Annotated in this window: 20 protein-coding genes and 5 pseudogenes; 21 read left to right on the top strand and 4 right to left on the bottom strand. The window is 51.3% G+C overall.

Going from position 1 to position 24,985, the window contains the following annotated elements:
- The first annotated feature begins 98 nt into the window (after window positions 1-98).
- The 9 genes and pseudogenes from ACYZTY_RS13595 (at window position 99) to ACYZTY_RS13555 (ending at window position 5,294) form a co-directional block, all read left to right on the top strand.
- Window positions 99-602, top strand: a complete 504-nt coding sequence (locus tag ACYZTY_RS13595) for a GlcG/HbpS family heme-binding protein (RefSeq protein WP_461959317.1) — start codon at window positions 99-101, stop codon at window positions 600-602.
- A gap of 10 nt (window positions 603-612) precedes the next feature.
- Window positions 613-1,023, top strand: coding sequence for a hydroxyisourate hydrolase (gene uraH, locus ACYZTY_RS13590; RefSeq protein WP_461958919.1), 411 nt, complete (start codon window positions 613-615; stop codon window positions 1,021-1,023).
- A gap of 768 nt (window positions 1,024-1,791) precedes the next feature.
- Window positions 1,792-2,517, top strand: a pseudogene (locus ACYZTY_RS13585) (PAS domain-containing protein); the annotation flags it as partial.
- 81 nt (window positions 2,518-2,598) lie between these two features.
- Window positions 2,599-3,108 carry a methyl-accepting chemotaxis protein gene (locus ACYZTY_RS13580; RefSeq protein ID WP_461959316.1) on the top strand — a complete coding sequence of 170 codons (510 nt, stop codon included), beginning with the start codon at window positions 2,599-2,601 and terminating at the stop codon, window positions 3,106-3,108.
- A gap of 107 nt (window positions 3,109-3,215) precedes the next feature.
- Window positions 3,216-3,743, top strand: a pseudogene (locus ACYZTY_RS13575) (oxidoreductase); the annotation flags it as partial.
- Between the two features lie 2 nt (window positions 3,744-3,745).
- Window positions 3,746-4,198, top strand: a complete 453-nt coding sequence (locus ACYZTY_RS13570; RefSeq protein ID WP_461958918.1) for a PAS domain-containing protein — start codon at window positions 3,746-3,748, stop codon at window positions 4,196-4,198.
- Window positions 4,199-4,572: 374 nt separating this feature from the next.
- Window positions 4,573-4,782 (top strand): hypothetical protein, encoded by a 210-nt coding sequence (locus ACYZTY_RS13565; protein ID WP_461958917.1) that lies wholly within the window; start codon window positions 4,573-4,575, stop codon window positions 4,780-4,782.
- A 9-nt stretch (window positions 4,783-4,791) separates the two neighbouring features.
- Window positions 4,792-4,878, top strand: a pseudogene (locus tag ACYZTY_RS13560) (transposase domain-containing protein); the annotation flags it as partial.
- A gap of 2 nt (window positions 4,879-4,880) precedes the next feature.
- Window positions 4,881-5,294, top strand: a complete 414-nt coding sequence (locus ACYZTY_RS13555; RefSeq protein WP_461958916.1) for a type II toxin-antitoxin system HicB family antitoxin — start codon at window positions 4,881-4,883, stop codon at window positions 5,292-5,294.
- 61 nt (window positions 5,295-5,355) lie between these two features.
- On the opposite strand, the gene ACYZTY_RS13550 is transcribed toward ACYZTY_RS13555, so the two are convergent.
- Entirely contained in the window at window positions 5,356-5,856 is a 501-nt protein-coding gene (locus ACYZTY_RS13550; RefSeq protein ID WP_461958915.1) for an Lrp/AsnC family transcriptional regulator, read from the bottom strand.
- 119 nt (window positions 5,857-5,975) lie between these two features.
- Between ACYZTY_RS13550 and ACYZTY_RS13545 the strand changes: the two genes are divergently transcribed.
- From ACYZTY_RS13545 to ACYZTY_RS13525, 5 genes and pseudogenes are all read left to right on the top strand, one after another.
- Complete coding sequence (locus ACYZTY_RS13545) at window positions 5,976-7,010, top strand: histone deacetylase family protein (protein WP_461958914.1); 1,035 nt, start codon at window positions 5,976-5,978, stop codon at window positions 7,008-7,010.
- Window positions 7,011-7,060: 50 nt separating this feature from the next.
- On the top strand, window positions 7,061-8,113 hold the full coding sequence (locus ACYZTY_RS13540; protein WP_461958913.1) for an ornithine cyclodeaminase: 1,053 nt from the start codon (window positions 7,061-7,063) through the stop codon (window positions 8,111-8,113).
- A gap of 152 nt (window positions 8,114-8,265) precedes the next feature.
- Window positions 8,266-9,681: an amino acid permease gene (locus ACYZTY_RS13535; RefSeq protein ID WP_461958912.1), complete on the top strand. Its 1,416-nt coding sequence runs from the start codon at window positions 8,266-8,268 to the stop codon at window positions 9,679-9,681.
- A gap of 333 nt (window positions 9,682-10,014) precedes the next feature.
- Window positions 10,015-10,704, top strand: coding sequence for a hypothetical protein (locus ACYZTY_RS13530; protein ID WP_461958911.1), 690 nt, complete (start codon window positions 10,015-10,017; stop codon window positions 10,702-10,704).
- Between the two features lie 288 nt (window positions 10,705-10,992).
- A pseudogene (locus ACYZTY_RS13525) lies at window positions 10,993-11,202 on the top strand (hypothetical protein).
- Window positions 11,203-11,356: 154 nt separating this feature from the next.
- Here ACYZTY_RS13525 and ACYZTY_RS13520 read toward each other — a convergent pair.
- Entirely contained in the window at window positions 11,357-11,998 is a 642-nt protein-coding gene (locus ACYZTY_RS13520; protein WP_461958910.1) for a TetR/AcrR family transcriptional regulator, read from the bottom strand.
- A 92-nt stretch (window positions 11,999-12,090) separates the two neighbouring features.
- Here ACYZTY_RS13520 and ACYZTY_RS13515 point away from each other — a divergent pair, with 92 nt between their 5' ends.
- The gene (locus tag ACYZTY_RS13515; RefSeq protein ID WP_461958909.1) at window positions 12,091-12,723 is read left to right on the top strand and encodes an NAD(P)H-dependent oxidoreductase; all 633 of its coding nucleotides are present in this window, start codon (window positions 12,091-12,093) and stop codon (window positions 12,721-12,723) included.
- Window positions 12,724-13,373: 650 nt separating this feature from the next.
- Here the strand turns inward: ACYZTY_RS13515 and ACYZTY_RS13510 are convergent.
- A complete protein-coding gene (locus ACYZTY_RS13510; RefSeq protein ID WP_461958908.1) occupies window positions 13,374-14,006 on the bottom strand; it encodes a TetR family transcriptional regulator in 633 nt (210 codons plus the stop codon).
- A 770-nt stretch (window positions 14,007-14,776) separates the two neighbouring features.
- Between ACYZTY_RS13510 and ACYZTY_RS13505 the strand changes: the two genes are divergently transcribed.
- From ACYZTY_RS13505 to ACYZTY_RS13485, 5 genes are all read left to right on the top strand, one after another.
- Complete coding sequence (locus ACYZTY_RS13505; protein WP_461958907.1) at window positions 14,777-15,400, top strand: isochorismatase family protein; 624 nt, start codon at window positions 14,777-14,779, stop codon at window positions 15,398-15,400.
- On the top strand, window positions 15,397-17,349 hold the full coding sequence (locus ACYZTY_RS13500) for an anthranilate synthase family protein (RefSeq protein WP_461958906.1): 1,953 nt from the start codon (window positions 15,397-15,399) through the stop codon (window positions 17,347-17,349). Before ACYZTY_RS13505 ends, ACYZTY_RS13500 begins: the two co-directional genes overlap by 4 nt.
- A 68-nt stretch (window positions 17,350-17,417) precedes the next feature.
- Complete coding sequence (locus ACYZTY_RS13495) at window positions 17,418-18,884, top strand: MFS transporter (protein WP_461958905.1); 1,467 nt, start codon at window positions 17,418-17,420, stop codon at window positions 18,882-18,884.
- Window positions 18,885-18,948: 64 nt separating this feature from the next.
- Window positions 18,949-22,410: a carboxylic acid reductase gene (gene car, locus ACYZTY_RS13490; RefSeq protein ID WP_461958904.1), complete on the top strand. Its 3,462-nt coding sequence runs from the start codon at window positions 18,949-18,951 to the stop codon at window positions 22,408-22,410.
- 148 nt (window positions 22,411-22,558) lie between these two features.
- Window positions 22,559-23,647, top strand: coding sequence for a 3-deoxy-7-phosphoheptulonate synthase (locus tag ACYZTY_RS13485; RefSeq protein WP_461958903.1), 1,089 nt, complete (start codon window positions 22,559-22,561; stop codon window positions 23,645-23,647).
- Window positions 23,648-23,756: 109 nt separating this feature from the next.
- On the opposite strand, the pseudogene ACYZTY_RS13480 reads toward ACYZTY_RS13485, so the two are convergent.
- Window positions 23,757-23,867, bottom strand: a pseudogene (locus ACYZTY_RS13480) (transcriptional regulator); the annotation flags it as partial.
- A gap of 212 nt (window positions 23,868-24,079) precedes the next feature.
- Between ACYZTY_RS13480 and ACYZTY_RS13475 the strand changes: the two are divergent.
- Complete coding sequence (locus tag ACYZTY_RS13475; RefSeq protein ID WP_461959315.1) at window positions 24,080-24,865, top strand: transposase; 786 nt, start codon at window positions 24,080-24,082, stop codon at window positions 24,863-24,865.
- Window positions 24,866-24,985: the final 120 nt, after the last annotated feature.

Genomic DNA, 24,985 nt, shown 5'->3' with positions numbered 1-24,985 from the left:
TTACATATTGGTAATCAGGAGGTAATCATTCTGACGGAGCGGGCTGGTCATGATGTCTGGCAATGACTGAGACAGACTCAACCAACCAAGGAAACAGCATGCGTACAAGCCTATCGACTTCATTGCTGATCACAATCGCAATGAGCTCTGCGTTCGCCGTTGCAGCCCCGGATCAGGTTGCGCAGCGCAAGGACGTGTCACTTGCAATGGCCAACGATTTGCTAACGGCCGCGCTGACAGCCTGTCACGCCGATGGCCGCACAGCCGTTGCCGCAGTTGTTGACCGAGGCGGCAATTTGGTTGCCGTGCAACGCGATGACAATGTCGGCCCGCACAACACGTTAGCCGCGCAACGCAAAGCCTATACCGCCCTGTCGACCAAGACTTCGACGCGGTTGTTAGCTGAACGCGCTCGCGCTAATCCAGATGCGGAAAACCTCAACACCCTTGATGAGTTGTTACTGCTCGGTGGAGGCGTGCCATTGAAATTCGATGGCCAAGTCATCGGCGCCCTCGGGGTGGCCGGTGCGGGTGGCGCTGCACAGGATGAAAGTTGTGCAGAGGTCGCTATCAACAACGTTCTACCTGCCGTTAAAAACTAAGGACATCACCATGACTGTATTGAAAAGTTTCTTCGCTGGCGCTGTGTTGAGTGCCCTTTCAGCCATTGCATTAGCGGCAACAAATCCATTGAGCGTGCATGTACTCAACTTGCAGGATGGCCTGCCCTCCCCTGGAGTCAATGTCACGCTGGAAAAGCAGGACGGGAAAAACTGGGACATGCTCAACAGCGCGGCAACCAACGAGCAAGGTCGTATCACCGGGCTGTATCCGGAAGGTCGGGGTCTGGAGAAAGGTACCTACCGTGTCACCTTCAAGACTGGTGAGTGGTTCAAGGCGCACAAAACGTCCAGCTTCTTTCCGGAGGTACCCGTCATTTTTGAAGTGGACGGTACCGTTCCTCACTATCACATCCCGTTGCTTCTCAGCCCTTACGGCTTCTCTACCTACCGAGGAAATTGATCGTTAAACGATACAAAATGGATACCGCACGAACGTGAAGACAGCCGCCCCTACTCAAAAGGGCGGCACTGTCGATTAACTTTTCGGCATCAAAACCTTAAGCAATGATCACACTCACTCCTTAGGCTTGGTTCACGTTTCAGGGGGGGGATGCCGGTGACAGCACCTTTCTGATCCTCGACCATGAACTGCAGGCCACTGATCACCCCACCCGATTGGTCATGCCGAGACAAGGCATGCAGTGGATTTCAAGGCGCAAAGAATAGCGTCCATCCTCAGTGTGTTCCTGTGCTTACTTGATACAAACCTATACAAGACCCTGAAATTCGCACAAGACTGATCAGCAGGCGGTGACGCCTTACTTTATCGATGAATGCCCGTTCTGCGCGCTATACATCAATGACCTGCGCAGAGGCGCCAATGAGTCCAAACCGCTATTTATTGGTATCCGTTGCGATCGGATTGAACCCGCGCATGGACGCTCTCGTGCTGCAAACGTTAAGAATTTAGGCCACTAAAATCAATTGAGGTGCAATCCGAACGCCCCTTTCAGTCGGATATCGAGTGCTCTGCCGAGAGTGCAAAAGCTACGTAAACCGATAGTCTATTGCCGGTGCGCAATCCCCTACCCGATCAGCGCATTACTCGCGATCAACATGCTTCCCTCGTGTTCAATCTGGAATTTTCTTGTACAATCACAGCGCCACTGTATAGGTTTTGCGGTGGATTGATGAAAGTGCCAAGCAGTCCATAGCCACTGAGGTTCGTATGTTCAACTCGCAAATCAAAAAAGAACTGACCATCAGCAAGCAGCGTTTGGCTGACTGCGAAGCCACCCTCGCAGCATTACGTGGCTCCATGGCTCTGATTGAGTTCCAACCTGATGGCACGATCCTCGGCGCCAATCACAATTTCCTGAGCGTAATGGGCTACCGCCTTGAGGAAATTCACTCCCGGCATCACCGCTTATTCTGTACACCGAAATACGCCAACAGCGTCGCTTATCAAGGTTTTTGGTCAAGGCTGAGTAATGGTGAGTCCATAAACGACCGCTTCCTGCGCCTGGACAAACAGGGGCGTGAGATCTGGCTGGAGGCTAGTTACAACCCTGTTCGCGACGCCTCTGGACGGGTGATTAAGGTCGTCAAGATTGCTACTGATGTAACTGACCGGGTGCGGAAGGAACAAGAGCAGGAGAGCCAAATCAAAGCGATTAACCGTTCCATGGCAACCATTGAGTTCAACCGGCAGGGTGAAGTCATCAGCGCCAACGAAAACTTCCTTGCAGTGATGGGTTACCGCCTCGATGAGATTGTTGGCAAGCACCATCGTCTGTTCTGTGAGCGTAGCGAAAGTGAATCCAACGAGTATCGCCAGTTCTGGGAGCGCCTGAATCACGGCGAATTTTTCTCCGGCAACTTCAAACGCCTCAACAACCAGGGACAAACCGTCTGGTTACGTGCGACTTACAATCCGGTGTTCGACGCCAGCGGCAGCCTTTACAAAGTAGTTAAGTTTGCGAGCGATATCACGGCTCAGGTTCTCCAGCAGGAAACTGAGTCACGAGCAGCACGCATGGCTTACGAGACTTCACTGAAAACCGACAATACAGCACACGAAGGCGCCCGAGTGGTGCAGGAGACCGTGGATGTCATGCAAAGCCTGGCTGGCGAATTGAATCACGCAGCCGAAGGTATCAATGATGTCAGTCAGCAGTCGGAAGTAATCAGCAGCATCGTGCAGACCATCCGTGGCATCGCCGAACAAACGAATCTTCTTGCGCTAAACGCCGCCATCGAAGCCGCTCGTGCCGGAGAGCAGGGTCGAGGTTTTGCGGTGGTAGCTGACGAAGTGCGCAATCTGGCTTCGCGCACAAGCCAGGCCACCATCAAAATTGTCGAGGTGGTGCAGCACAATCGTTTATTGGCCCAGGGGGCAGTGGCCAGGATGGAGGCGAGTAAAGACAAGGCAGAACAAGGAGTCAAATTAGCCGGTGAGGCTGGTCAAGTAATCCTGGATATTCAGGATAGTGCTCGCCAAGTCGTACACGCGATCAGCAATTTCTCGTCGACATTAGCTAGATGATTCAGCCTTGCGGCATGTGCAAAATCTTGGCTTGATCTACACCTTCATAGTGGTTGAAAAAACGGGGGTTGAATGAACGAAAAATCACGACCAGTAGCTCCTTGTAGCGCCTACGGTTTTTGCGTGAGGTAGTTGCTGGGGTAGCAGAGTGTATTGGCAAAGAGAAGGTTGGCGTCCGTTTCGCGCCATTATTCAGCAACACCGATGAGGAGCGCACTTACCTAGGGATGGTTGAAGACGATCCTCATACCACCTACATCGAAGCGATCAAAGTACTTGAGGATGTTGGGATTGCTTACCTCTCCATCGCCGAAGCGGACTGGGATAATGCACCACGGATGCCCGAATCGTTCCGTCGCGCAGTCCGTGGTTCCTTCAGCGGGACGATCATCTACACCGATCGTTACACTGCACAAAGCGCTACGCAGTTGTTGGATTCAGGCCTGGCCGACCTTGTCGCTTTCGGCCGTACGTTCATCGCCAACCCGGATCTACCAGCCAGAATCGCGAACGATTGGCATCAGAACCCTCTGAACTCAGCCACAGTGTATGGCGGTAGTGCCGAGGGTTATACTGATTATTCCGTGTATGGTGGGTATCCGCTAAAAATAATATGTCAATCACTGGGGCTCTGAAAATGATCGACGCAGAACTGTTGAAGCTGGTGGTTGAAGCATCCAACGACGGCATCGTGGTAGCAGAGCAGGAAGGCGACGAAAAAATCCTGATCTATGCCAACCCCGCCTTTCAGCGCCTGACGGGGTACAGCGTTGACGACATCCTGTATCAGGACTGCCGCTTCCTGCAGGGTGATGACCGTAACCAAGCTGGTTTGACAGTAATCCGCGAGGCGATAAGGAACCTGCTCCCCTGCCGCCAAGTCATTCGCAACTATCGCAAGGACGGCAGCGCCTTCTGGAACGAACTGTCGATCACCCCAGTGTTCAACGACACCGATCAACTCACCTACTTCATCGGTATCCAGAAGGACGTCAGCGTCGAAGTTGAGGCCAGGGAGCGAGTGCGTGAACTGGAAGCTGAAGTCGCACAGCTGAAGATCCAACTGGCTCAGTTGCAATACAAAGCCTGAATGCATCCGCACTTGATGGATTAACGCTCCAGTGGTGTTCACTCACAAACAACCCAATGCACCAAACCAGTGATTGCTGATCACTTAAGCAATGTACGAACCCCGACTCCCCGCCTCCGGCAGAATTTGTGCTCTGCCGCGATCACCGATCTCTTCCAAGGTTTCCCACTGACCCAGAATGGCCAGCTTCAAGCACGAGCGCTAGCTGACTCCTCGTACTTTCTTGCGGTTGTGCCTGATCTAAGCATCTGTTGCGCTCGGGCTGAAATCTCAGCCTTCCGAGTGATAACGCTTTTAACGTTTGCGAGGTTGCGGGCTTCGCTTGCGACAACAGAACAAGCTGATTCTAGGGCAATTCGCCATTAGGAATCGCGATGCCAAATTCAGACCTGCTCCCTTCCCTGCTATACAAGATCAATCAAAACCAACTCACCCTTGAGGCTGCCATCATGGAGCTCACGCTCTGGGTCGAGCAGCGTGGATCGGGCGAGGTTGGAGGCAATGTGCGTGGTGCGCTGGAAACGATCAGCAAGAATGAAGAGTTCATCACCATGACGCTAGCGGTGCTAATGGCACCGGAGTGATCTACCCCAGATCCGTATGCTTACCTGAAGGACATTCTCAGGCGCCTACCGACGCAGCGCGCGAGTGAAATTAGCGCGATGACCTCCGAGGAGTGGCCATGTACGACTATGCAATCCGCTTCGAGGAAGACAGTGCTCCAGGACTTGCCATGTTCTGCCGCGACCTTCCAGAGCTGAACAGCTATGGCGATGATCGGGAGGGCGCAGTCAGCGAAGCCCTGGACGCGATCGAGACAACCCTATCCATTTACGTCGATCAGCGACGATTCATACCAGAAGCATCTGCGCCGGGGGCTGGTGAGCATGTAGTCCGCTTGCCAGCGGTAACCGTGGCGAAGATCGCGCTATGGAACGCCATAATGGAGCGAGGTATGCGCAAGGCTGACTTGTGCCGGTTGCTCGGCTTGCACCAGGCCCAGGGTGATCGCCTAGTGGACTTTATACACACCTCAAAAATTGAACAATTAGAAGCAGCTTTGAAAGCTTTTGACTTGCGTCTCTCGGTAAGCTAATTGCCGCCGAAACAAATTAGTCGCTAACGCGACTTTGAAAAGGTGATCGAGCGCCTGCAACTCACTCCTTGGTCGATTTGGGTATCGCAATACGGCTACTGGTCTTGACCTCGCGTAATGCCAGGCTGGACTGGATGGACGCAATACCTACCTGACGCCTGAGCACCTGCTCGATGAAGTCACTGTAGCTATCAAGATCCGCTGCTAACACTTGCAGCACATAATCGGCATCCCCGGTGATCTTGTGGCAGGACAACACCTCGGGCAATTGTGCAATCACCGCCTCGAAGGCGTCCGGAGCGTGATCGGCGTGGGTGGAAAAACGGATGTGCACGAACGCCATAATATCCAGCCCGAGCATTCGTCTATCAAGGTTTGCCTGATAGCCCTTGATGACCCCCGCCTCCTCCATTCTCTTACGTCGTCGCCAACAAGGCGTAAGGCTCAACGAGAGCCGCTCGCTGAGTTCAGAGTTGGAAATACTCGCGTCCTCCTGCAATAACTCAAGAATCGCCAAGTCGGTCTCGTCGAGGGCAACGCGTTTGGATAATTTTTTCTGCATTTGGTCACTCCTGAGTAAAACCACCCGTTAAATCCATTAAACCACGAAGATAAAGCAAAGAAAGCGCATCGCGACCAGAACAGAATATTTGCACTGGTTCACATTAACGGATGCGCAGAATGTTTACAGTTTTCAGTGATTCCCACCGTTTGCACCACGGCACCGAATTAAAAGACGGGGTGCTCAAGCCGTCGTTCGAACAGCCTAGTCGGGCCGATACCGTTCATAAACGAGTCAAGCAGGTAGGACTTGGGCAGATCGTCGAACCGCGCGCGTTTGATCGGTCGTGTTACGTCAACGCGCACAGCGAACGCTACGTCAGTTTCCTGGAAAGCGCCTGGACAGAATGGTGCGCAACAGGACGCACCCATGATGCCTTGCCATTGGTCTGGCCAGTGCGCGATCTGGCCAACGAGCAAGTGCCGACGTTCATCGATGGCAAGCTCGGTTTCTATGCCATGGACGCCGGCTCCCCAATTACTGCCACCACATGGCAAGCAGTGAAAACCAGTGCCGATATCGCCCTCACAGGCCTGGCGCTGATCGATGAAGGCCACGACAGTGCCTTTGCCCTTTGTCGTCCGCCCGGCCATCACGCGGCGCGTGAATACATGGGCGGTTATTGCTATCTCAACAACGCGGCCATTGCTGCACAGCAGGCCGTCACCCAGGGCGCCAAACGTGTCGCGGTACTGGATGTGGACTTCCATCACGGCAACGGCACCCAGAATATTTTTTACGAGCGCGACGACGTCATGTTCGTGTCGCTGCACGGTGAGCCGGCGGTGTCCTATCCGTACTACTCAGGTTTCAGCACCGAAATCGGCGCCGGGCATGGCGAAGGTTACAACCTCAACTATCCACTGCCGAAAAACACCACCTGGGAAAGCTACCGCAACGCCCTGCTCCATGCCTGCAGGAAACTCCAGCAATTCGCGCCTGAGGTACTGGTGATCTCACTCGGCGTCGACACGTTCAAGGACGACCCCATCAGCCACTTCCTGCTGGAAAGTGACGACTTCATCGGGATCGGTGAGCTGATCGCGAGCGTTGGCTGCCCCACCCTGTTCGTGATGGAAGGCGGCTACATGGTCGATGAAATCGGGATCAATGCGGTGAATGTGCTGCATGGTTTCGAGAGCAAACGCGCCTGAGTCATCCAGCGCTCTACAGCGTTTCAATTACTGAATCGGAGAACAAAAACATGACTCTTTTTATCGATGTCGATGATGCTGCACGTCTGTTTACCAAGGTAGGAATCCGCCGGGCCATCCGCGAGATGGCGGCATACATCGAAGCGGATTATTCCCGCTGGACGCAGTTCGACAAGTCGCCGCGCACCGCCAATCACTCCGCAGACGGCGTGATCGAGTTGATGCCCACCGACGATGGCCAGCAGTATTCGTTCAAATACGTGAATGGCCACCCGGACAATGGTCAGAGGAACTTGCTGACAGTCATGGCGTTCGGCCTTTTGGCAGATGTCCATAGTGGCTATCCGACCCTCCTTAGCGAGCTGACAATGACAACCGCTGTGCGCACCGCTGCGACCTCCGCATTGGTTGCGCAATCTCTCGCGCGCCCAGGTGCAACCTCGATGGCGATCATCGGCAATGGTGCCCAGAGTGAATTTCAGGCGATCGCTTTCCATGAAATGCTGGGCATAAACGAAATTCGTATCTTCGACATTGATTGCGACGCGTCACTCAAGTTGAAACAAAACCTGGCGGCATTCCAGAACATCAAAGTGATTCTGGCCAGCTCCGTACAGGAGGCGGTTAGGGGCGCGCACATTGTCACCACGGTCACCGCCGACAAAGCCTACGCAACGATTCTGACTCCCGAGATGATTGAGCCTGGCATGCACATCAATGCCGTCGGCGGTGATTGCCCCGGTAAAACCGAACTGCACGCTGACATCCTGCGCAATGCGCGGGTCATCGTGGAGTTCGAACCGCAAACACGCATCGAAGGCGACATCCAGCAATTGGAAGCCGACTCTCCGGTCGTCGAGTTCTTTCGAATTGTATTGGGCGAAGTTCCCGGGCGCGAGAGCGATACACAGGTCACGGTCTTCGACTCGGTGGGCTTTGCCTTGGAGGACTTCTCGTCACTGCGCTACCTGAACGACTTGGCTCAGGAACAGGAAATCGGTAAGCGCATTCACCTGGTACCGAAGCCGGTCAACATCAAAAACCTCTACCAACTGCTGGATCAGCAGCCGGCGAATGCATCGCTTCTGCGCACAGCCAGTTGATCTGTGCGGGACGCCCCCAGGAAGTTGCCTGGGGCCACTCACCACCCAGCAACGCCTGAGCACCGCTGTCATTAGTTGTTGAATCTCTAACAAGAACGCTAGAAACCTACTTTCTGCCAAAACTCAAAAACATAAAATCAAGAGGTTTTGAAATGAAATCGAACCCATCGGGGCTGGTTGAACAGCCCGCGCTGCAGCGCACGCTCAGCAATCGTCACATCCAGTTAATGGCCATGGGAGGGGCCATAGGTACGGGTCTGTTCATGGGCTCGGGCAAGATCATCGCTCTCTCCGGCACTTCGATCATTCTCATCTACATGATCATCGGTCTATTCGTTTTTTTCGTCATGCGTGCCATGGGCGAAATGCTGCTTTCCAACCTGAACTTCAAAACCTTTGCAGATTTTGCCGGGGCCTACCTAGGCCCACGCGCGGCATTCTTCCTCGGCTGGTCGTACTGGCTGAGCTGGAGCGTTGCGGTGATAGGCGATGCCGTCGTGGTCGGCGGATTTTTTCAGTATTGGTTTCCGGATGTGCCGGCATGGATACCGGCTATCGGGATGCTGGCGACACTGTTCGCTTTGAATGTGCTGACGGTTAGGCTTTTCGGTGAAGTGGAGTTCTGGTTTGCGATCATCAAGATTATTGCTGTTGTGACCCTGATCGGCGTCAGCATGGTGTTGATTGCCAGCTCCTTTGTATCACCCAGTGGCGTCACTGCGTCCTTGAATCACCTGGTAGATAAACAGGCCGCCTTCCCTAATGGCCTATTCGGCTTCTTCGCCGGATTCCAGATGGCAATATTCTCGTTTGCCGGCACCGAGCTGATCGGCACCGCTGCCGCTGAGACCCGCTCCCCGGAGAAGACCCTGCCTAAAGCCATCAACTCCATTCCACTGCGAATCATCCTGTTCTACGTTCTGGCTTTGACCTGCATTATTGCCGTAACGTCCTGGCAACAGGTTTCGCCCGTCAAAAGCCCTTTTGTCGAGCTTTTTCTGGTGGCAGGTTTTCCCGCAGCCGCCGGCATTGTCAACTTCGTGGTACTGACTTCCGCCGCCTCGTCGGCCAACAGTGGCGTATTCTCATCCAGCCGCATGCTGTTTGGACTGGCGAACCAGAACAACGCTCCCGGAGTATTCCGGCGACTATCGGGCAACAGCGTGCCTCTGCTGAGCCTGGCGTTCACCACGCTGTTGATGTTGGTGGGTGTACTGGTGCTGTTTATCGTTCCGGAAGTCATGACAGCGTTCACCATAGTCTCTACCGTGTCGGCGATTCTGGTGATTTTCACTTGGTCGACCATTCTTGCGTCTTATATCGCCTATCGCAAAAAGCGCCCTGAGCTCCATGCGAAATCTGCTTACAAGATGCCTGGCGGCGTGCCGATGGCCTGGTTTTCTCTAGCGTTTATGGGATTTGTTCTGTGTCTGTTGGCATTGAGACCTGATACCCGTGTTGCCTTGATGGTCATGCCGGGGTGGTTCGTATGGTTGGCAATTGCTTACCAGTTGACCCGCTCCTGGAAGCCCAAATCTGCGACTGCGTCGGCGAATCAATATAGCTAGTGTCCTTTGGTCTCTAGCAGCAACGATTTGGTCTCCCCGTGCAAGTCACTCTGAATGTTGGAGGCATCAGGCACCTGGCCAATGTCGACGCCACCGTCGGTGAAGTCCTCATCGACCTCCACGGGCTCAGCAACTTCGTCATCTGTCCTTGATGCTCGCAGCGAGTGGAGCGGTTTGCCCTCCACTCGCAGCCTCTTTTACTGCTCGCCGAGATCTATATGAAGATCTAACCCCCAGACAAATCTCAAAACCGCGCGACATATACAAAGTCAGGGCAAATTGCCATGATCCGTGGATAGACGATATGTATCGTCAGTTGCCCAGGGGATTTCAATGCTCGTGCACACTTCTAAGTCAGCTCGCGGCTTGGCAATCGTCTCTTTTGTTTCAGGCATCTGCGGTTGCGCTTCAGATGGCGGAGTAGGAGAGTTGGCCGTGGTGGGCCTTGTAGTAGGGGCGGCGAGTATGGACTCAGGGGCATTGATGGCCGCAGCTGCTGTCGGCACAGGGGTGATAATCGCAGCGTCCATGTCTGGGACGGATGAAGACAAAGCCGCCAATCCAGCATCCCCGGTATCGCCCGTCGTCCCGGTTTCTCTTGCTCCCCCCTCAATAATAACTGCTCCACTTCCAGTCCAGGCGCCGGTTGCGAAACCTACCGTTCTGGCAACCACCATCAATTATTGTTACGCCTATCTGACTGTTGGCGAAGAAAGAGGATCGACCTGCAGCCCAGTGGTTGAGATTAATGATACCGACAGAACGGGTACGGCATTTCAGACTCGACTGAACAGCTATGTCGAAAAAGTAAAGCAATCCCAGCCTGGCGTATGGGGGGATTTTGAGTATTCGCAAACACTCAAAATGCAGAACGCGTTCATCTATCAGATGAAGCCGAAAACCAATGGCGCATCGAAGCAAGACGCGGGATTAATTTGCTACGAGTCTCGATCCGATGCTGATGCTCAGCTCAAGCGATCTCAGAAAAACGACTCGTCAATGAAGATCGTAGGGTGGCAATAGCCCGGCCAATCGCCGGGATTTCCGTTCGTCTTGCATTCAGAAGGCGTTAATTACGCTACTTCAGCAAAAAAATAACGACGAGTGTGAGAAAGCGGCTCGTCCCAGCCTTGGATCATATTCGAGGTAGAGTCGAAGACCACTTCAACTGATCGCACAAAAAAAGGGCCCCGCTGGGCCCTTTTGTACTCAAACCAAAATCACTTGGTCAGCCAAGACTCTACGATTTCGGAGCCGCGTCCGGCTTCCCAAACCCTTTGCTACGCTGACCTCTTTCACAGAGGAAGCGCGATGCCAAACTCAGACCTGCTCCCTTCCCTGCTATTCAAGATTAATCAAAACCAGTTGGCCCTTGAGGCCGCCATTTTGGAACTCACGCTATGAGTCGAGCAGCGAGGATCGGGTGAGGTTGGGGGCAATGTGCGCGGCGCATTAGAAACGATCGGCAAAAATGAGAAGTTCATCAATATGAGGCTCGCGGAGCTCACAACACCGAAATGAAGCGTATATATTGCCCTAGAGCGCCGGTTGGAATAGCTGATCCATTGGATATCAAAGGGATGTTCTATGTAGGATCGCGATGGAGGTTTTCTCCCCTTTCAAGCGCTCAACGCAAAGCAGGATAGGTACGGAGCCGCAACAGCCCTCCGCCTGTCTATTCAGTTCTTTGGGAGCCGCCGCGTGAACTTCTTTCGACCATCGCGACGATTATTTCTAAGAGTTCGTCCATCGCCTGCTTGGGTGTAATTTCTCCATTGGCGGCGGCGTGGGATAGTGCCTCGGCCGCACCAAGCATCGCACGCAGGCTCGCCGATGAGATATCACCCTTTCCGGCAAATGGGAGAAAGGCCAACCGGCATTTGTTCAGGAAGACCTCTTCATACTTGCGCTTGATCATTCCGAGCTCCGGTGAGCTGGCCAACGCCGCGATCACCCCGGGTATTTCGGTGCCTTGGAGCATCACACAGTCGATGTAAGACGACGCGATGACCGTGGCCGTACATAACAAGGTCGGTTCACTGGTCTGAAGAGCGACGTCCATGAGCGCGGTTTGACGTGTGTCGAACTCTCGATAGAGTGCCGAGAGCAGACCTGGCCGGCTGATGAAGTGGTCATAAACTACGGGCTTTGTAACGCCCGCCTGTTCGGCGAGTCTTCCGAGTGTCAGCGCTTCCGTCCCCTCGTTCCGAACGAGCCGCCAGGCGACATCCAGCAATTGACGCTGCCTATCCTCTCTCGACAGACGTCGGCGCGGCTCTAGATTTGAGTCCTGCTCAACTGTTTCAGTGCTTGACATAACTATATACCAAAAGTAACTTACAGATCGAAACCTACCAAAAGTATATAGGTTATGCCATTGCCTCTCAATCACACGCAGGAGTACTCGCCGTGCACGCACTCATCGTGATTGCTCATCATGATTCCCGATCACTCACCCATAGTCTCGCTACACAAGTCGCTAAAGGTGTTTCTACTGACCCAAATAATTCATTCGAAATCGCCGATCTCTCGGCAGAAGCTTTCGACCCAAGGTTCACAACCTATGATCTCGCAGTTCATCACAGGGAAGCGCGGCCCCCGGCAGATGTTACCGCTGAACAAATGAGAATCGATCGTGCAGATGCACTTATTCTGGTCTACCCCGTTTATTGGTGGTCGATGCCGGCGCTTCTCAAGGGGTGGATTGATCGGGTGTTCACGAATGGCTGGGCGTTCGACTTTAGTCCGGAAACCACACTTGTGAAAAAGCTCCGTAACCTGCAGGTTCATTTAGTGGCCGTCGGAGGTGCCGATAAGGGAACCTATGCTAGACACGGATATGCTGATGCCATGAAGACGCAAATTGAGCACGGAATCTTTGACTACTGCGGCGCATGTGTCGTTACGTCTGAACTGATGCTGGAGTCAGAAAACCGAGATCCAAGTTTTCACTTGGAAGCAGCACGAAATCTCGGTCGTAACTTGTTCAATCCATCCAAGGAGTGTGTTTGCAAGGGAGAAAATACCCTATCCCAGGTCTGAAATCGTATTGTCGACGTCATCTGTCCGTCTCATCTTCAACCGACATTGGCCAAGACTTGATGCAGAGGACAAACAGCATCAATGCAATTAGTTGGTCAACGGACAAAAGAAGATAATCATTGACAAATGAAAAATCAAATCAGATCAGATCCACACCTAGATATATATTAGTGACAAAAGAAATAATTCCCCTACCAAGGCAGGCGCGGGAGCACAACATTAAGACAAGGTAATTACTGAGTTGTTAACTAGACCAAAAATAGTTTTTGTTAAGACTATGCAGCCAAAGCTAACCTAGAGCACTCAGATCAATATTATAATTAACCGCCAGCTCAAGTAAATATAATAGAAGCGGTAGTCGCCACACTTAAACAAATCCATGGGCAATCGCCATCCGCGAAGTAATATCTTCCCTTTCAAGAAAATTAAATTATATAGTGACACAAGGAAGCGCAGCGCAACTAATGTGTGCTGCACGAGGACTTCCCAAAACAAGATTATACTCGAAGAAAGGAGTGCGACAGCCAGAAGATTAAACACATCTACGTGTAGTTTTTCGAGTTTACGAGAGCCATTGCTAAGCTCACGAATACTTCGTGGTTGCTCAATTTGTGATTGCTCCCGCACGAGACCAATAAACAAGTATCGTATTAGCCTTGGCAGCTAAAATTTAGCCCTTCTTCAATCAGCACGTATACATCATCAAGCACATCTGAATAGAGGACGGAGCGTCCATCAAGATCTTTCCAAACTTCATAAGCGGCGCTATACGCAAACTCCAACACTCCCGCGATGACACCAGGACGAATGTCCTCAGCAGGATCGACACCCATCTTACTTGCAATCACTGCAACCAACGAAGCTTGACGAATTTGTGTACGCTCTAAGTTCCTAGCGCAAACTAATGGATGGCCGCGAATCAGATGTTTTAGAACTTTAAACCTATCGGAGTCCAATCCATAAGAACCCAGCTCACAGCCATTGACGACCTCAACTACTGCGTGACGCAAAGCCGTCAATATTGGCTCGCCCGCAGGTCTCGCGCTCAAGGCTGCGATGACTTCATCATGCTCGACTTCTTGGTAATCAAGAACTACATCCTCTTTCGAAGAGAAATACCGGAAGAACGTACGTGAAGAGACATCTACCTTATCCGTAATATCTTCGATCCTTGTCTCGTCAAATCCCTTTTCTTCGAACAAATTGTACGCTGACTCGATCAGAGCCTCACGTAACATCAACTTCTTCCGCTCTCTGCGGCCGAGATCCTCAGGTGCCTTCACAATCTACCTCTTGCCGATTAATTTCTATTCCTCGCCTTCGTCTTACCGCCAGCTTAGCTCCTGTGTTTTTAACACAGCCAGACTATTTTCTCAACGAGATAAATAACACGCAATGACAAATGTCACGAACTGAACAATTACGACTTCGCTCTATATAGGGTAAGCGTTGAGAGATGGATTCGAGATTTCGGCAGAGAAACTATGCCGGTCATTATGAAAACCGAGCCAACATTTCCCCTTTAACAAGGGTAGGTAAAGTGAACCAGTACTGAACTCAAGGGTAGTTGATCCTGGCGAGACTGGCCGAGTTTCTAAGGCGCCAAACGCAAATCTTGCAGCCCCCCCAAGCGTACCGAAAGCCGAAACCACGAGAAAACCACCTCATTTTCGAATGACAGACATGGCTTTCTTGTATGGGTTATTCAGGCTGGCGGCCACCAATGGAGAGAGCATGCTTCTCAAAATTGGTTCTGGGTACCCCCGCCCCACAGCATTCGCTTAACACCTCGACATAAAAAACCTCCCGCGATCTTAAGTCGAATAATTTTGATACAAAAATAAACATAAGCACCTGAAATTAAAGCACTTTTTTATTAGTCGTCGACTGAATGTTATCACCCTGCGAACTTTGTCAGTTGACACAATGTGTCGCGCAGTGACAGGATTATTTGACGCAAGCGTATGGATATCCGCCATGCGCACCGCAGGCCGTTAGTCGGCACAGTCCTCGCAGAGGTTGCAATCATTTGTTGGTTTTCAAGGAGAGAATTATGACCGGCATACCTTCTATTGCCCCGTATGAAATGCCAACTTCATTCGACCTTCCCCCAAACATCGCACAATGGGATATTGACCCCGACCGCGCTGTTTTGCTCATTCATGACATGCAGCGGTACTTCGTTCAGCCGTTCAACGGGCTACATCGTACTCACCTTGTTCAAAACATCTCATTACTGTGCGAGCGCGGTAGGAAATTGGGCGTGCCTATAGCGTATTCGGCCCAACCAGGTGGTATGAGTCCAGAACAACGGGGCTTATTGAAGGACTTTTGGGGCCCAGGAATGAAGGTTGACCCGGAAGATCGAAAAATTGTTGAGGAGCTAGCACCCGCACCCAACGACTGGATTTCTACCAAATGGCGATACAGCGCTTTCTTTCGCTCTGGCTTACTGGAACGCATGCGTGAAGCAGGTCGTGACCAACTTGTAATTTGCGGGGTCTACGCTCACGTCGGGGTCTTATTCACTGCAGTCGAGGCATTTACGAACGACATTCAGACGTTTCTAGTTGCAGACGCCGTCGCAGACTTTTCAGAAAAACACCATCGCCTTGCCCTCGAATATGCGGCACAGCGGTGCGCCGTTGTTTGCACGACTGAGGACGTTTTTATATGACACATCCTCTGAACGCACCCGACGATAAAAACGAGCTGCTCAGAAGCATTCTATCTATGTCACCTCCTGCGTTCGCGCTGATTTATCGCCCAGAGTCCGCGAACGGCGACTCCGTCGATATTCTGACCGGCACAGTTGAGCACTTAGAAAAACTTGAAGATCTTTCCCGGTGCTATCGTCCACATGCGTCAGCAATCGGTGGGCATGATGTATTGGCGATCATTCCCTACCGGCAGATAACTGAACGGGGCTTTGAATGCGTTGATGACAAAGAACCGCTGATCGCACTGAGCATCGATGCAGCAACGACCCTTGCAAAAGGGAAAGTACTGGAGCAAATACCTGACACGGGTATCACGTTAAGCGGTGAGCATTACGACATCGACGATGACGCCTACGCCGAGACAGCTTTAAAGATCATCAAAGATGAAATTGGCATGGGGGCAGGTTCCAATTTCGTGTTGAAACGCTCATTCCTCGCATCCATTGATGATTTCAGTCATCGCAAAGCTTTGACGCTCTTTCGCAGGTTATTGCAACAGGAAATTGGGGCGTATTGGATTTTCATCATATACACCGGTGATAGGGTCTTCGTCGGTGCGACGCCAGAGCGGCACGTCAGCTTGGAGCAGAACGTGGCCACCATGAACCCCATCAGTGGTACCTATCGATATCCGACATCAGGGCCGAGCGTCGAAGGAGTCCTGGATTTCCTTGCTGACTGCAAGGAGACCGAAGAGCTTTATATGGTCGTAGATGAAGAGCTCAAGATGATGGGCAATTTCTGTGCCCAAGGAGGCACTATCAAGGGCCCCTATCTGAAAGCAATGACTCGCCTAGCACACACGGAATACCTCATCAAAGGGGAAACCCAATCGCAACCGTGGGAAATTCTGCGCGAGACGTTGTTCGCTCCAACTATCACAGGAAGCCCGCTCGAAAACGCTTGCCGAGTCATCAAAAAATATGAGCCTGAAGGCCGCGCCTATTACAGCGGAATCGTTGCGCTGTTAGGCCGCGAGCGAAGCGGTCAGCACTACATAGATTCTTCGATTTTGATCCGCACTGCAGATATAAATAAGTACGGAACGATCAGAGTTTCTACCGGATCCACATTGGTAAGAAGCTCAAACCCCAGTTCAGAAGCTGCCGAAACCCGAACAAAGGCTTTAGGTCTGCTTTCAGCTCTTGGCGTTTTGGATACAACAGACGGGACTCTTAATTCAAAGTCCAGTGAGCCAACTCCTGAAAATCGATACAAAGACCTTGTCACCCATCCGCGCATCAGCGCCGCGCTTGAAAACCGTAATAACCACATATCAGATTTTTGGCAAGCATCTGCGAAAGACCGTGCTCGGCCAAAAAAGGAGCTAGAAGGCCTTCGAGTTTTAGTATTGGATGCCGAGGACACGTTTACTTCAATGATATGCCACCAACTAAGTGCACTCAGTCTGTCAGTAACCGTGGCAAATGTAAAAGAAACAATAAACTACGATGACTACGACATATTTGTATTAGGCCCTGGCCCAGGAGACCCCTGCGATCAAAAAGATGTGAGGGTTAACAGTCTCCATAATGCAGTTAAAACACTACTTGATCAACGCCGCCCTTTTTTAGCTATCTGCCTGAGCCACCAAGTGCTTTGTTCTCACTTAGGGCTCGAATTGATGCACAAAGAGATCCCAAACCAAGGGACTCAGAAAGAAATCGATTTTTTTGGAACTCCAGAAAAAGTTGGCTTCTACAACACTTTTTCCGCCATGACAAATTGTTCAAAGCTTAAATATGGTGAAGGTATAAGAATTGAGGTTAGCTATGATGCTCAGTCCGGTGAAGTTCACGCACTACGCGGGCCACTATTCTCATCTTTTCAATTTCATCCGGAATCCGTACTAACCCAACACGGCGCAAAAATACTCGGCACGGCTATTTGCGACTTGCTGAAGTAAAAAGCCGTAAAAAGCTCCTACTGAAATTTCGTATCACAAACAAATACATAACTAAAGGTCATTATATTATGCACCAAGCTACTATCGCTCAGCCTGCGGATAGGCAAGCATGGCTAGGATTACTTACGGTACTGGGACTGGTTGCACTGGTCGCGATGGACGGTTCCGTTCTGTATTTGGCTATGCCCAGAATCACCTCATCTCTTATGCCTAGTGCTGACCAAGCACTATGGATTTTGGATATTTACGGTTTCGTAGTCGGATCGCTTTTAGTGGCCTTCGGAAACATCGGTGACCGATATGGAAGATTGAAGCTTGTAATGGTGGGAGCGATGATCTTCGGCGGGGCATCCGTTGGAGCTGCGCTCTCGACAACCCCCGAGAGCCTAATCGCGTTCAGAGCTCTTATGGGATTAGGTGGAGCAACGCTATTGCCGTCGGGCCTGGCAATTGTCAGCAACCTATTTCCTGACCCTAAGCAGCGTGCGCAAGCTATTGGGATTTTTGCAGCGACTTTCGCTGGCGGATTTGCGGTCGGGCCACTGATCGGCGGAATGCTGCTGAATAACTTCACGTGGGGGGCTGTTTTTCTTATCAACGTTCCCGTGGTGTTGATTTTCATGCTCTCCGCGCCGTATCTACTACGCGAGGTACACGCTGAGACGACGGGCAAGATCGACGTACCGAGTCTCGCACTGTCGTTTGTTGGCATCCTGCTCTTCACATACTCTCTCAAAACGGCTGCGGCGTACGGCATTTCCACCGGCCAGATGGTCTCTGGTGTGATTGGCGTTATTGGTCTCTTTTGGTTTGTCAGCAGGCAGCGCCATCTCAAGCACCCTTTGCTTGACGTGAGCCTATTCAAAGATCGGATTTTCACCATTGCGATTCTGACCGGGCTACTGTCCTTGGTGGTTTGGTCTGCTACCGGCTATCTAGTAGGCGTCTACATTCAATCAGTACTAGGGTTCGACGTTTTCACCACTGCACTGCTCACTGTGCCAGGAGCCCTTGTCCTCACCGCCACATGTATTTGGACGAGCAAAATCGTTGAAAGAATCGGAAAAAAATGGGCACTTGTAGCTACGCACTTCCTGATCAGCGGTGGGATGTTGCTGCTACTTATGACGGACACCAGCTACGGTGCAGGTTTTTTTGTCGCCTCAACGATAATTGCAGGCATCGGATACGGCCTTTCATTTAGCCTCGTCGCCGAGATTGCAGTATCAGCAGTACCACCTGAGCGAGCAGGCGCTGCAGCCGCAATAGCAGAGACAAGTAACGAGATCGGCAACGCGTTGGGTATCTCCGTCCTAGGTTCACTCGCAGCACTGTGGTTTCGCCTTTCGGGCCCTAACGTTGCTGGCACACTGAACGAAACGCTCGATACGTCAGGTCTCGCCGCCGAAACAATCGCTCAAGCACAACAGGCATTCTTGACTGGTATGCACCTAGCAATAGCTGTTGCTGGCCTGCTTACCTTTGCCGTAGGGCTACTCGCTGTCTACTGGCTTCCCAAAACACTCCCCGAATAATCACGCGATCGGATTATTCGATTATCAGTGCACTTTCCGCCAATTTTTTATCAAGGAACGAATTATGAGCTTGGCAAAAATCGTCGCTGACACGATGAGCAAGTACGCGGATCGCCCTGCTATTGGGGAGCGAGACAAAATATTTATCACTGATGACTCCAGTCAAGAGGTGTCATTCAAGCTGTTACCAAGTTACGGCACGATAACTTATGGCGAACTCTGGAAGCGAACAGGTGCTTTGGCTGCCGAACTAAACCACAATACCAATGCGCCTCTGACTGCAGGCAAGCCGGTTGCATTTCTGGCCTTCACGAGCGGTGACTACGCCACATTAGACTTAGCATGCATTCGTCTCGGTGCAATAGTCGTCCCTCTTCAAACAGGATCATCCCAAGCTCAAATAGACTCGATATTACAAGAAACACAACCTCTGATCTTCGCGACAAGTATTGACTACTTGCAGATCGCTGTGGAAGCAGCACTGAAAACCCCTTCTATTCGTCGAATCTTACTACTGGATTATTATTCAGAGATAACCGAACACTCGAAAAAGCTCAATGACGTACTTAGTCACCTGGATAGCAACTCCAGGACTATTTCAATCGAACCTCTGCAAGCTCTGCTTAAACAGGGGGCTACCTTATCTGAGCCAGCCCTATATAACAGCCCGTCCTCAGATGACGATCTGTCGATGCTGATCTATACATCTGGCAGCACAGGCACGCCCAAAGGAGCTATGTACACACAGAAGCTTGCATCTGGAATGTGGGGCGGTTCGTGGGCCACCATTTTTTCAGAAGAGAGGGCTGTTACATTTCACTATATGCCGATGAGCCACGTCGCTGGTCACTCTTCGCTTAAAAGCACCCTTGCTAGAGGCGGCACTTGTTATTTCACGGCCAAGAGCAATCTTTCTACCCTGCTTGAAGACATCTCGTTAAGCAAGCCAACGGAGTTGTCGTTGGTGCCACGGATATGCGAGATGATTTACCAAAAATATCAAACAGAACTGGCTAGAAAAAAAGCTAGGCACGGCGATGATACGTCCTTGGCGATTCTGGAAGATATCCGGATAAATGTCTTGGGAGGGCAGGTTCGCTGGGCCAGCTGCAGTTCCGCACCGCTGTCCAATGAGTTGAAAATTTTTACGCAAACGCTACTGAACATTCCTCTTCACAATGTTTACGGTTCCACGGAAGCAGGTGCAATCTGGATTGACAATGAGCTACTCAGTCCTCCAGTCGAAGACTATAGAATCATCGATGTACCCGAACTCGGCTATTACGGTACTGATTCGCCCTTTCCTCGCGGCGAGTTGCTTTTGAAAACGCAGTCGATCATCCCAGGCTACTACAAACGACCGGAACTGGCCTCTGAGCTCTTCGATGAGCATGGATACTACAAAACTGGGGATATTGTTGCCGAAACAGGTCATAACCGACTGGTCTATGTAGATCGACGTAAAAATGTAATCAAATTGTCCCAAGGCGAATTTGTCGCGACTGCACAATTGGAGACCACCTTTTCGGCAATACCAGAAATCCAAAGTATCTTCGTGTATGGAAGAAGCGAATGGTCTTACCTACTCGCTGTCGTTGTTCCCTCCGAACACCTTGCGCAACGATTTGATGGTAAAGCAGAACTGATCAAACAATTTCTCGGTGATGCCATTCGTAAGCTGGCGAAAACATCCGAGCTGCGCAGCTATGAGATTCCACGGGACTTGTTAATTGAAAGCGAACCCTTTACCCAGTCTAACGGGCTACTTTCTGATCACGGTAAACCTTTGTGGCCTAAGCTTCGCGAAAAGTACGCTCATCGGCTTGAAGACCTAAACGATCAGCTTGTATCCAAAGAATTGAATGAGCTCCATGATATTCACGAACGGATAAACCAGCAGTCAGTCCTCGAAACGCTAAAACAAGCGGTGCGCAGCCTCGTTGGCGGCGCGACTGAGGAAATCAGTCCACATGCACAGTTCAGAGAACTAGGGGGAGACTCTTTATCTGCGGTCAGTCTCGCTGCAATACTTTCTGATGCTTACGGAATCGCCATTCCCGTCGATATGCTAATCAGCCCCGCGTACGACCTACAGCACGTTTCTGACTACATTGAAAAGACGCTCCAGTCGGGCCAGATTCGCCCTTCAGCTGCGTCAATTCACGGTGCAAAGCCAAACGTATTCAACGCAAAGGATCTTTCACTCAAAAAATTCATTAGCCCAGATGTCCTGCAGAAAGCAGGAGGGCTAAAAGCTTCCGCCAATTCAGCTCGAACAATCTTGCTCACGGGCTCGACCGGTTATCTCGGTAGGTTCTTGTGCCTGCAATTACTGGAGGAGCTTGGTGAAACAGGAGGTAAGCTGATCTGTGTAGTGCGTGGTAAGAATGTGGCATTGGCGACCAAACGGCTTTATGAGTCCTTTGGCAGTGAGAATTCGCAGGTTTTCAGTAAGGTACGATCTCTGTCAACTCACCACCTTGAGGTACTGGCAGGCGATATTGGAGAACCCAAACTTGGTCTGGACCCGGAAACCTGGGACAGACTAGGCAAGGAAGTAGACACCATCGTCCATGCAGGGGCCTTGGTGAACCACGTCCTTCCGTACAGTAACTTGTTCGATGCCAATGTGACGGGCACTGCAGAAATCATCAGCTTGGCTCTCTCAAACCACCTTAAGCCTGTTGTATTCTTATCCAGCATTGCCGTGGCATCTTTAGTGAACACCCACACCACCTTGGATGAAGACGCTGACATCCGCATCGTAGCCGCCGAAATAGAAGCCGACGACACCTACGCGGCCGGATACGCGCTCACTAAATGGGCGAGTGAGGTGTTGCTTAGAGAAGCACACAGCCATTACGGGTTGCCTGTCACCACATTCCGCTCAAGCATGATTCTGGGGCATAGCCAATATCCTGGACAGTTGAATGTCCCCGATATGTTTACTCGCCTTCTTTTGAGCGTCGCACTTACAGGTATCGCCCCATCTTCATTTTATCGATCCACTGACAACGTGGGACTGCCTCATTACGATGGTCTGCCAGTCGACTTCACTGCATCCGCGATATTGAAAATCGGAGTAAGACAACATTTGAAGTCGTATAGGTCATTCCATCTAGTGAATCCGCATAATGATGGCGTTTCGCTGGACACGTTTGTCGACTGGATGACTGACCATGGTGTCAACATCAGCAAAATTTCTGATTATGCTGATTGGCATCGTAGGTTCGAGACGGCGTTACGCGGCCTTCCGGAACGCCTAAAGCAGCATTCGTTACTACCGCTTATGCATGGTTTTAGCGAACCGGCAGAGGTTATCAGTGGCTCAACCATTCCTTCCGATCGCTTCGAAGGAGCCATTGATGCGTTTGAGCCCGGTTCAGAGACCTTTGCAATCCCACATATTTCTGAATCTCTGATTCGAAAATATGTAACAGATTTGCAATCTCTAGGATTATTGGGAGAACACCACAGGGAGTTAAATCGTCCTTCTTCTGCAAGAACACCTGAATTACAGTTATAAGCCAATAGAAACGCATATCACCGTTTCAATCAGTCAAAAACAGTAGACTTTACTGTCCAATGTTTTGGACTACAATCTTGAAATGGTTTAATTGCAGCTCCCACATTAGGAGAGCTGCAAAATTTCCGCTTATGATCAGGTAGCTAACATGAACTCCCACTTACTTGCCTCCCCGTCATCGTTTCCAGCATGTTATGACACTAAACTACAGCTTCCAAGTACTCTTGAAGTCAAACATAAACTTCCAATTTCGGATGCGCTTGCTCGTCAGGTTCAAGACAACCGTAATACAATACGCGCGATCCTGAATGGTGAAGATGAAAGGCTGCTAGTGATCGTGGGGCCCTGTTCGCTCCATCACTCAGATTCGGCACTTGAGTATGCCGAAAAACTTTTGAGTTTAGCTCAGTTGTTAAATGACGAAATCTTTTTAGTGATGCGTACATATGTTGAAAAACCGCGCACGACGGTTGGTTGGAAGGGTTTGGCTTATGACCCTTGGCTCAACGGCACCAACGATGTACATGCAGGATTGGAGGTTGCGCGGATACTGTTACGAGACGTCGTGTCCAAGGGTTTACCTATTGCAAATGAAGTCCTTCACCCCATAGCAGCTGGATACTTCGATGATCTGATGAGTTGGGCTGCTGTTGGAGCTCGAACCACCGAATCGCAAGTCCATCGAGAGTTAGTGAGTGGTTTAGGCATTCCAGTAGGCTTCAAGAATGGCACCGATGGAGGCATCGGCGTTGCGTGTGATGCTATGCGTGCTGCAGCACACCCACATACCCATTTTGGAGTCAACAGCCAAGGATTCGCGTCCGTCCAAAAAACCGAGGGCAATCCAGATACTCATCTAGTTTTGAGGGGCGGCATTGCAGGCCCGAATTATGATCATTTCAGTGTTACCGCCGCTAAGACTGCCATGGACAAAGCCGACCTTCCCTGCCGGATTTTGGTTGATTGCAGTCATTCCAATAGCGGTAAGATTCATACGCGTCAACCCGGAGTATTTGCAAACGTGCTAGAGCAGCGCTTGGAAGGAGAGCATTCTCTCAAAGGCATGATGCTGGAGAGCCATCTTTATGAAGGCTGCCAAGTATTAGGCAACTCCATGCGATATGGAGTGTCAGTGACTGATGCATGCTTGGGGTGGGATGCTACCGAGGCTACATTAACCCATGCTGCATCGACGTTGGCAAAGGCAAAACCGCAGATGAAGGTGATTGCACTCTGACCAACATTGCTGAGGCTGGGAACAGTGGGAAGCGAAAGTTAAGCCGGTTTCGAGTAAATCCACACAGGAGAAAAAAGGCCCTCTCGGGCCTTTTGTACTCAAACCAAACTCACTTGCTCAGCCAAGACTCGACTTTTTCCGAGCCGTATTTCGCTTTCCACTCTTTCAAAATTTTGTGGTTGCCGCCTTTGGTTTCTACAACTTCGCCAGATTCTGGATTCTAGTAGACCTTCACTGTAAGCGCTCCATGAACCCCACATTCAAAGCTGACACCTCATCCCCGAAGCTGTGCTCCCGATTTCTCTCAGGAGCCAGCTCGCCATGATGCGACCCGACGCCAAAGTCGAAAAAGTGTATCTCTATCCCAAACCTGTCGACTTCCGAAAATCCATTGATGGCCTGGCTGCGCTGGTCAAGCAACTGTTAGAGCAAATGCTGCTTGAGCGCGAGTCTAATAAGGGCCGCATCGTTCATCTTGAAGAAGAAAACGTGCTGCTGCGCCAGCGTCTGTTCGGACGTAAGTCCGAGCAAACAGCTGATCCGGCCACGCCACAGCTAGCTCTTTTCAACGAAGCGGAAAGCGTCGTCGAGCCTGTGGACGAAACCTCAAATGAAGAGGTCGTTGCCCCGACCAAGCGCCGCGGCAAACGCAAGCCACTGCCCGCCGATCTGCCGCGCATCGAAATCATCCACGAACTTCCCGAACATGAGCTGACGTGTGACTGCGGCTGCCGTAAACATACTATCGGCGAGGAAGTCAGCGAGCAGCTTGAGATCGTGCCGATGCAGATCCGTGTGATCAAACACGTTCGTAAAGTCTATGGCTGCCGCGATTGTGAAGCAGCACCGGTCACTGCGGACAAGCCGGCTCAACTGATTGAAAAAAGCATGGCCAGCCCAAGTGTTCTGGCGATGGCGGGTAACTGGAACAAACTGGAACGGTACGCCGAGGAAGGCTATTTGCCGATTGACAACAACCCCGCCGAGCGTGCGATCAGGCCCTTCGTCATCGGAAGAAAGAACTGGTTGTTTAGCGACACACCCAAAGGCGCGACGGCCAGTGCTCAGCTTTACAGCTTGGTCGAGACTGCCAAAGCCAACGGCCAAGAGCCCTATGCGTGGCTGCGCCACGCATTAGAACGGCTGCCACTGGCGACCTCGGTTGAAGATTACGAAGCGCTGTTGCCGTGGAACTGCTCGCCGGTGTCGCCAAGCTGAGCGCGCCACCCACCTTGAAGTAGGTGGGTGGCGCGCTTACCTCAGTCGTAAGGCACGCCGTGAATTCATTCATCGCGGCGGCCTCAATCGGCGCAAATATCGATCTCAAAGCTTCGCCTT

The sequence above is a fragment of the Pseudomonas sp. LB1P83 genome (assembly GCF_054897885.1).
The sequence above is the reverse complement of the archived record's forward strand: the minus strand, read 5'-3'. Positions and strand labels throughout refer to the sequence as shown.

What these genes read in the sequence shown, in the direction of transcription:
- ACYZTY_RS13595 (WP_461959317.1), top strand. Translation starts at nt 99, where the DNA reads ATGCGTACAAGCCTATCGACTTCATTGCTGATCACAATCGCAATGAGC.
- uraH (WP_461958919.1), top strand. Translation starts at nt 613, where the DNA reads ATGACTGTATTGAAAAGTTTCTTCGCTGGCGCTGTGTTGAGTGCCCTT.
- ACYZTY_RS13580 (WP_461959316.1), top strand. Translation starts at nt 2,599, where the DNA reads ATGGCTTACGAGACTTCACTGAAAACCGACAATACAGCACACGAAGGC.
- ACYZTY_RS13570 (WP_461958918.1), top strand. Translation starts at nt 3,746, where the DNA reads ATGATCGACGCAGAACTGTTGAAGCTGGTGGTTGAAGCATCCAACGAC.
- ACYZTY_RS13565 (WP_461958917.1), top strand. Translation starts at nt 4,573, where the DNA reads ATGCCAAATTCAGACCTGCTCCCTTCCCTGCTATACAAGATCAATCAA.
- ACYZTY_RS13555 (WP_461958916.1), top strand. Translation starts at nt 4,881, where the DNA reads ATGTACGACTATGCAATCCGCTTCGAGGAAGACAGTGCTCCAGGACTT.
- ACYZTY_RS13550 (WP_461958915.1), bottom strand. Translation starts at nt 5,856, where the DNA reads ATGCAGAAAAAATTATCCAAACGCGTTGCCCTCGACGAGACCGACTTG.
- ACYZTY_RS13545 (WP_461958914.1), top strand. Translation starts at nt 5,976, where the DNA reads ATGTTTACAGTTTTCAGTGATTCCCACCGTTTGCACCACGGCACCGAA.
- ACYZTY_RS13540 (WP_461958913.1), top strand. Translation starts at nt 7,061, where the DNA reads ATGACTCTTTTTATCGATGTCGATGATGCTGCACGTCTGTTTACCAAG.
- ACYZTY_RS13535 (WP_461958912.1), top strand. Translation starts at nt 8,266, where the DNA reads ATGAAATCGAACCCATCGGGGCTGGTTGAACAGCCCGCGCTGCAGCGC.
- ACYZTY_RS13530 (WP_461958911.1), top strand. Translation starts at nt 10,015, where the DNA reads ATGCTCGTGCACACTTCTAAGTCAGCTCGCGGCTTGGCAATCGTCTCT.
- ACYZTY_RS13520 (WP_461958910.1), bottom strand. Translation starts at nt 11,998, where the DNA reads ATGTCAAGCACTGAAACAGTTGAGCAGGACTCAAATCTAGAGCCGCGC.
- ACYZTY_RS13505 (WP_461958907.1), top strand. Translation starts at nt 14,777, where the DNA reads ATGACCGGCATACCTTCTATTGCCCCGTATGAAATGCCAACTTCATTC.
- ACYZTY_RS13500 (WP_461958906.1), top strand. Translation starts at nt 15,397, where the DNA reads ATGACACATCCTCTGAACGCACCCGACGATAAAAACGAGCTGCTCAGA.
- ACYZTY_RS13495 (WP_461958905.1), top strand. Translation starts at nt 17,418, where the DNA reads ATGCACCAAGCTACTATCGCTCAGCCTGCGGATAGGCAAGCATGGCTA.
- car (WP_461958904.1), top strand. Translation starts at nt 18,949, where the DNA reads ATGAGCTTGGCAAAAATCGTCGCTGACACGATGAGCAAGTACGCGGAT.
- ACYZTY_RS13485 (WP_461958903.1), top strand. Translation starts at nt 22,559, where the DNA reads ATGAACTCCCACTTACTTGCCTCCCCGTCATCGTTTCCAGCATGTTAT.
- ACYZTY_RS13475 (WP_461959315.1), top strand. Translation starts at nt 24,080, where the DNA reads ATGCTGCTTGAGCGCGAGTCTAATAAGGGCCGCATCGTTCATCTTGAA.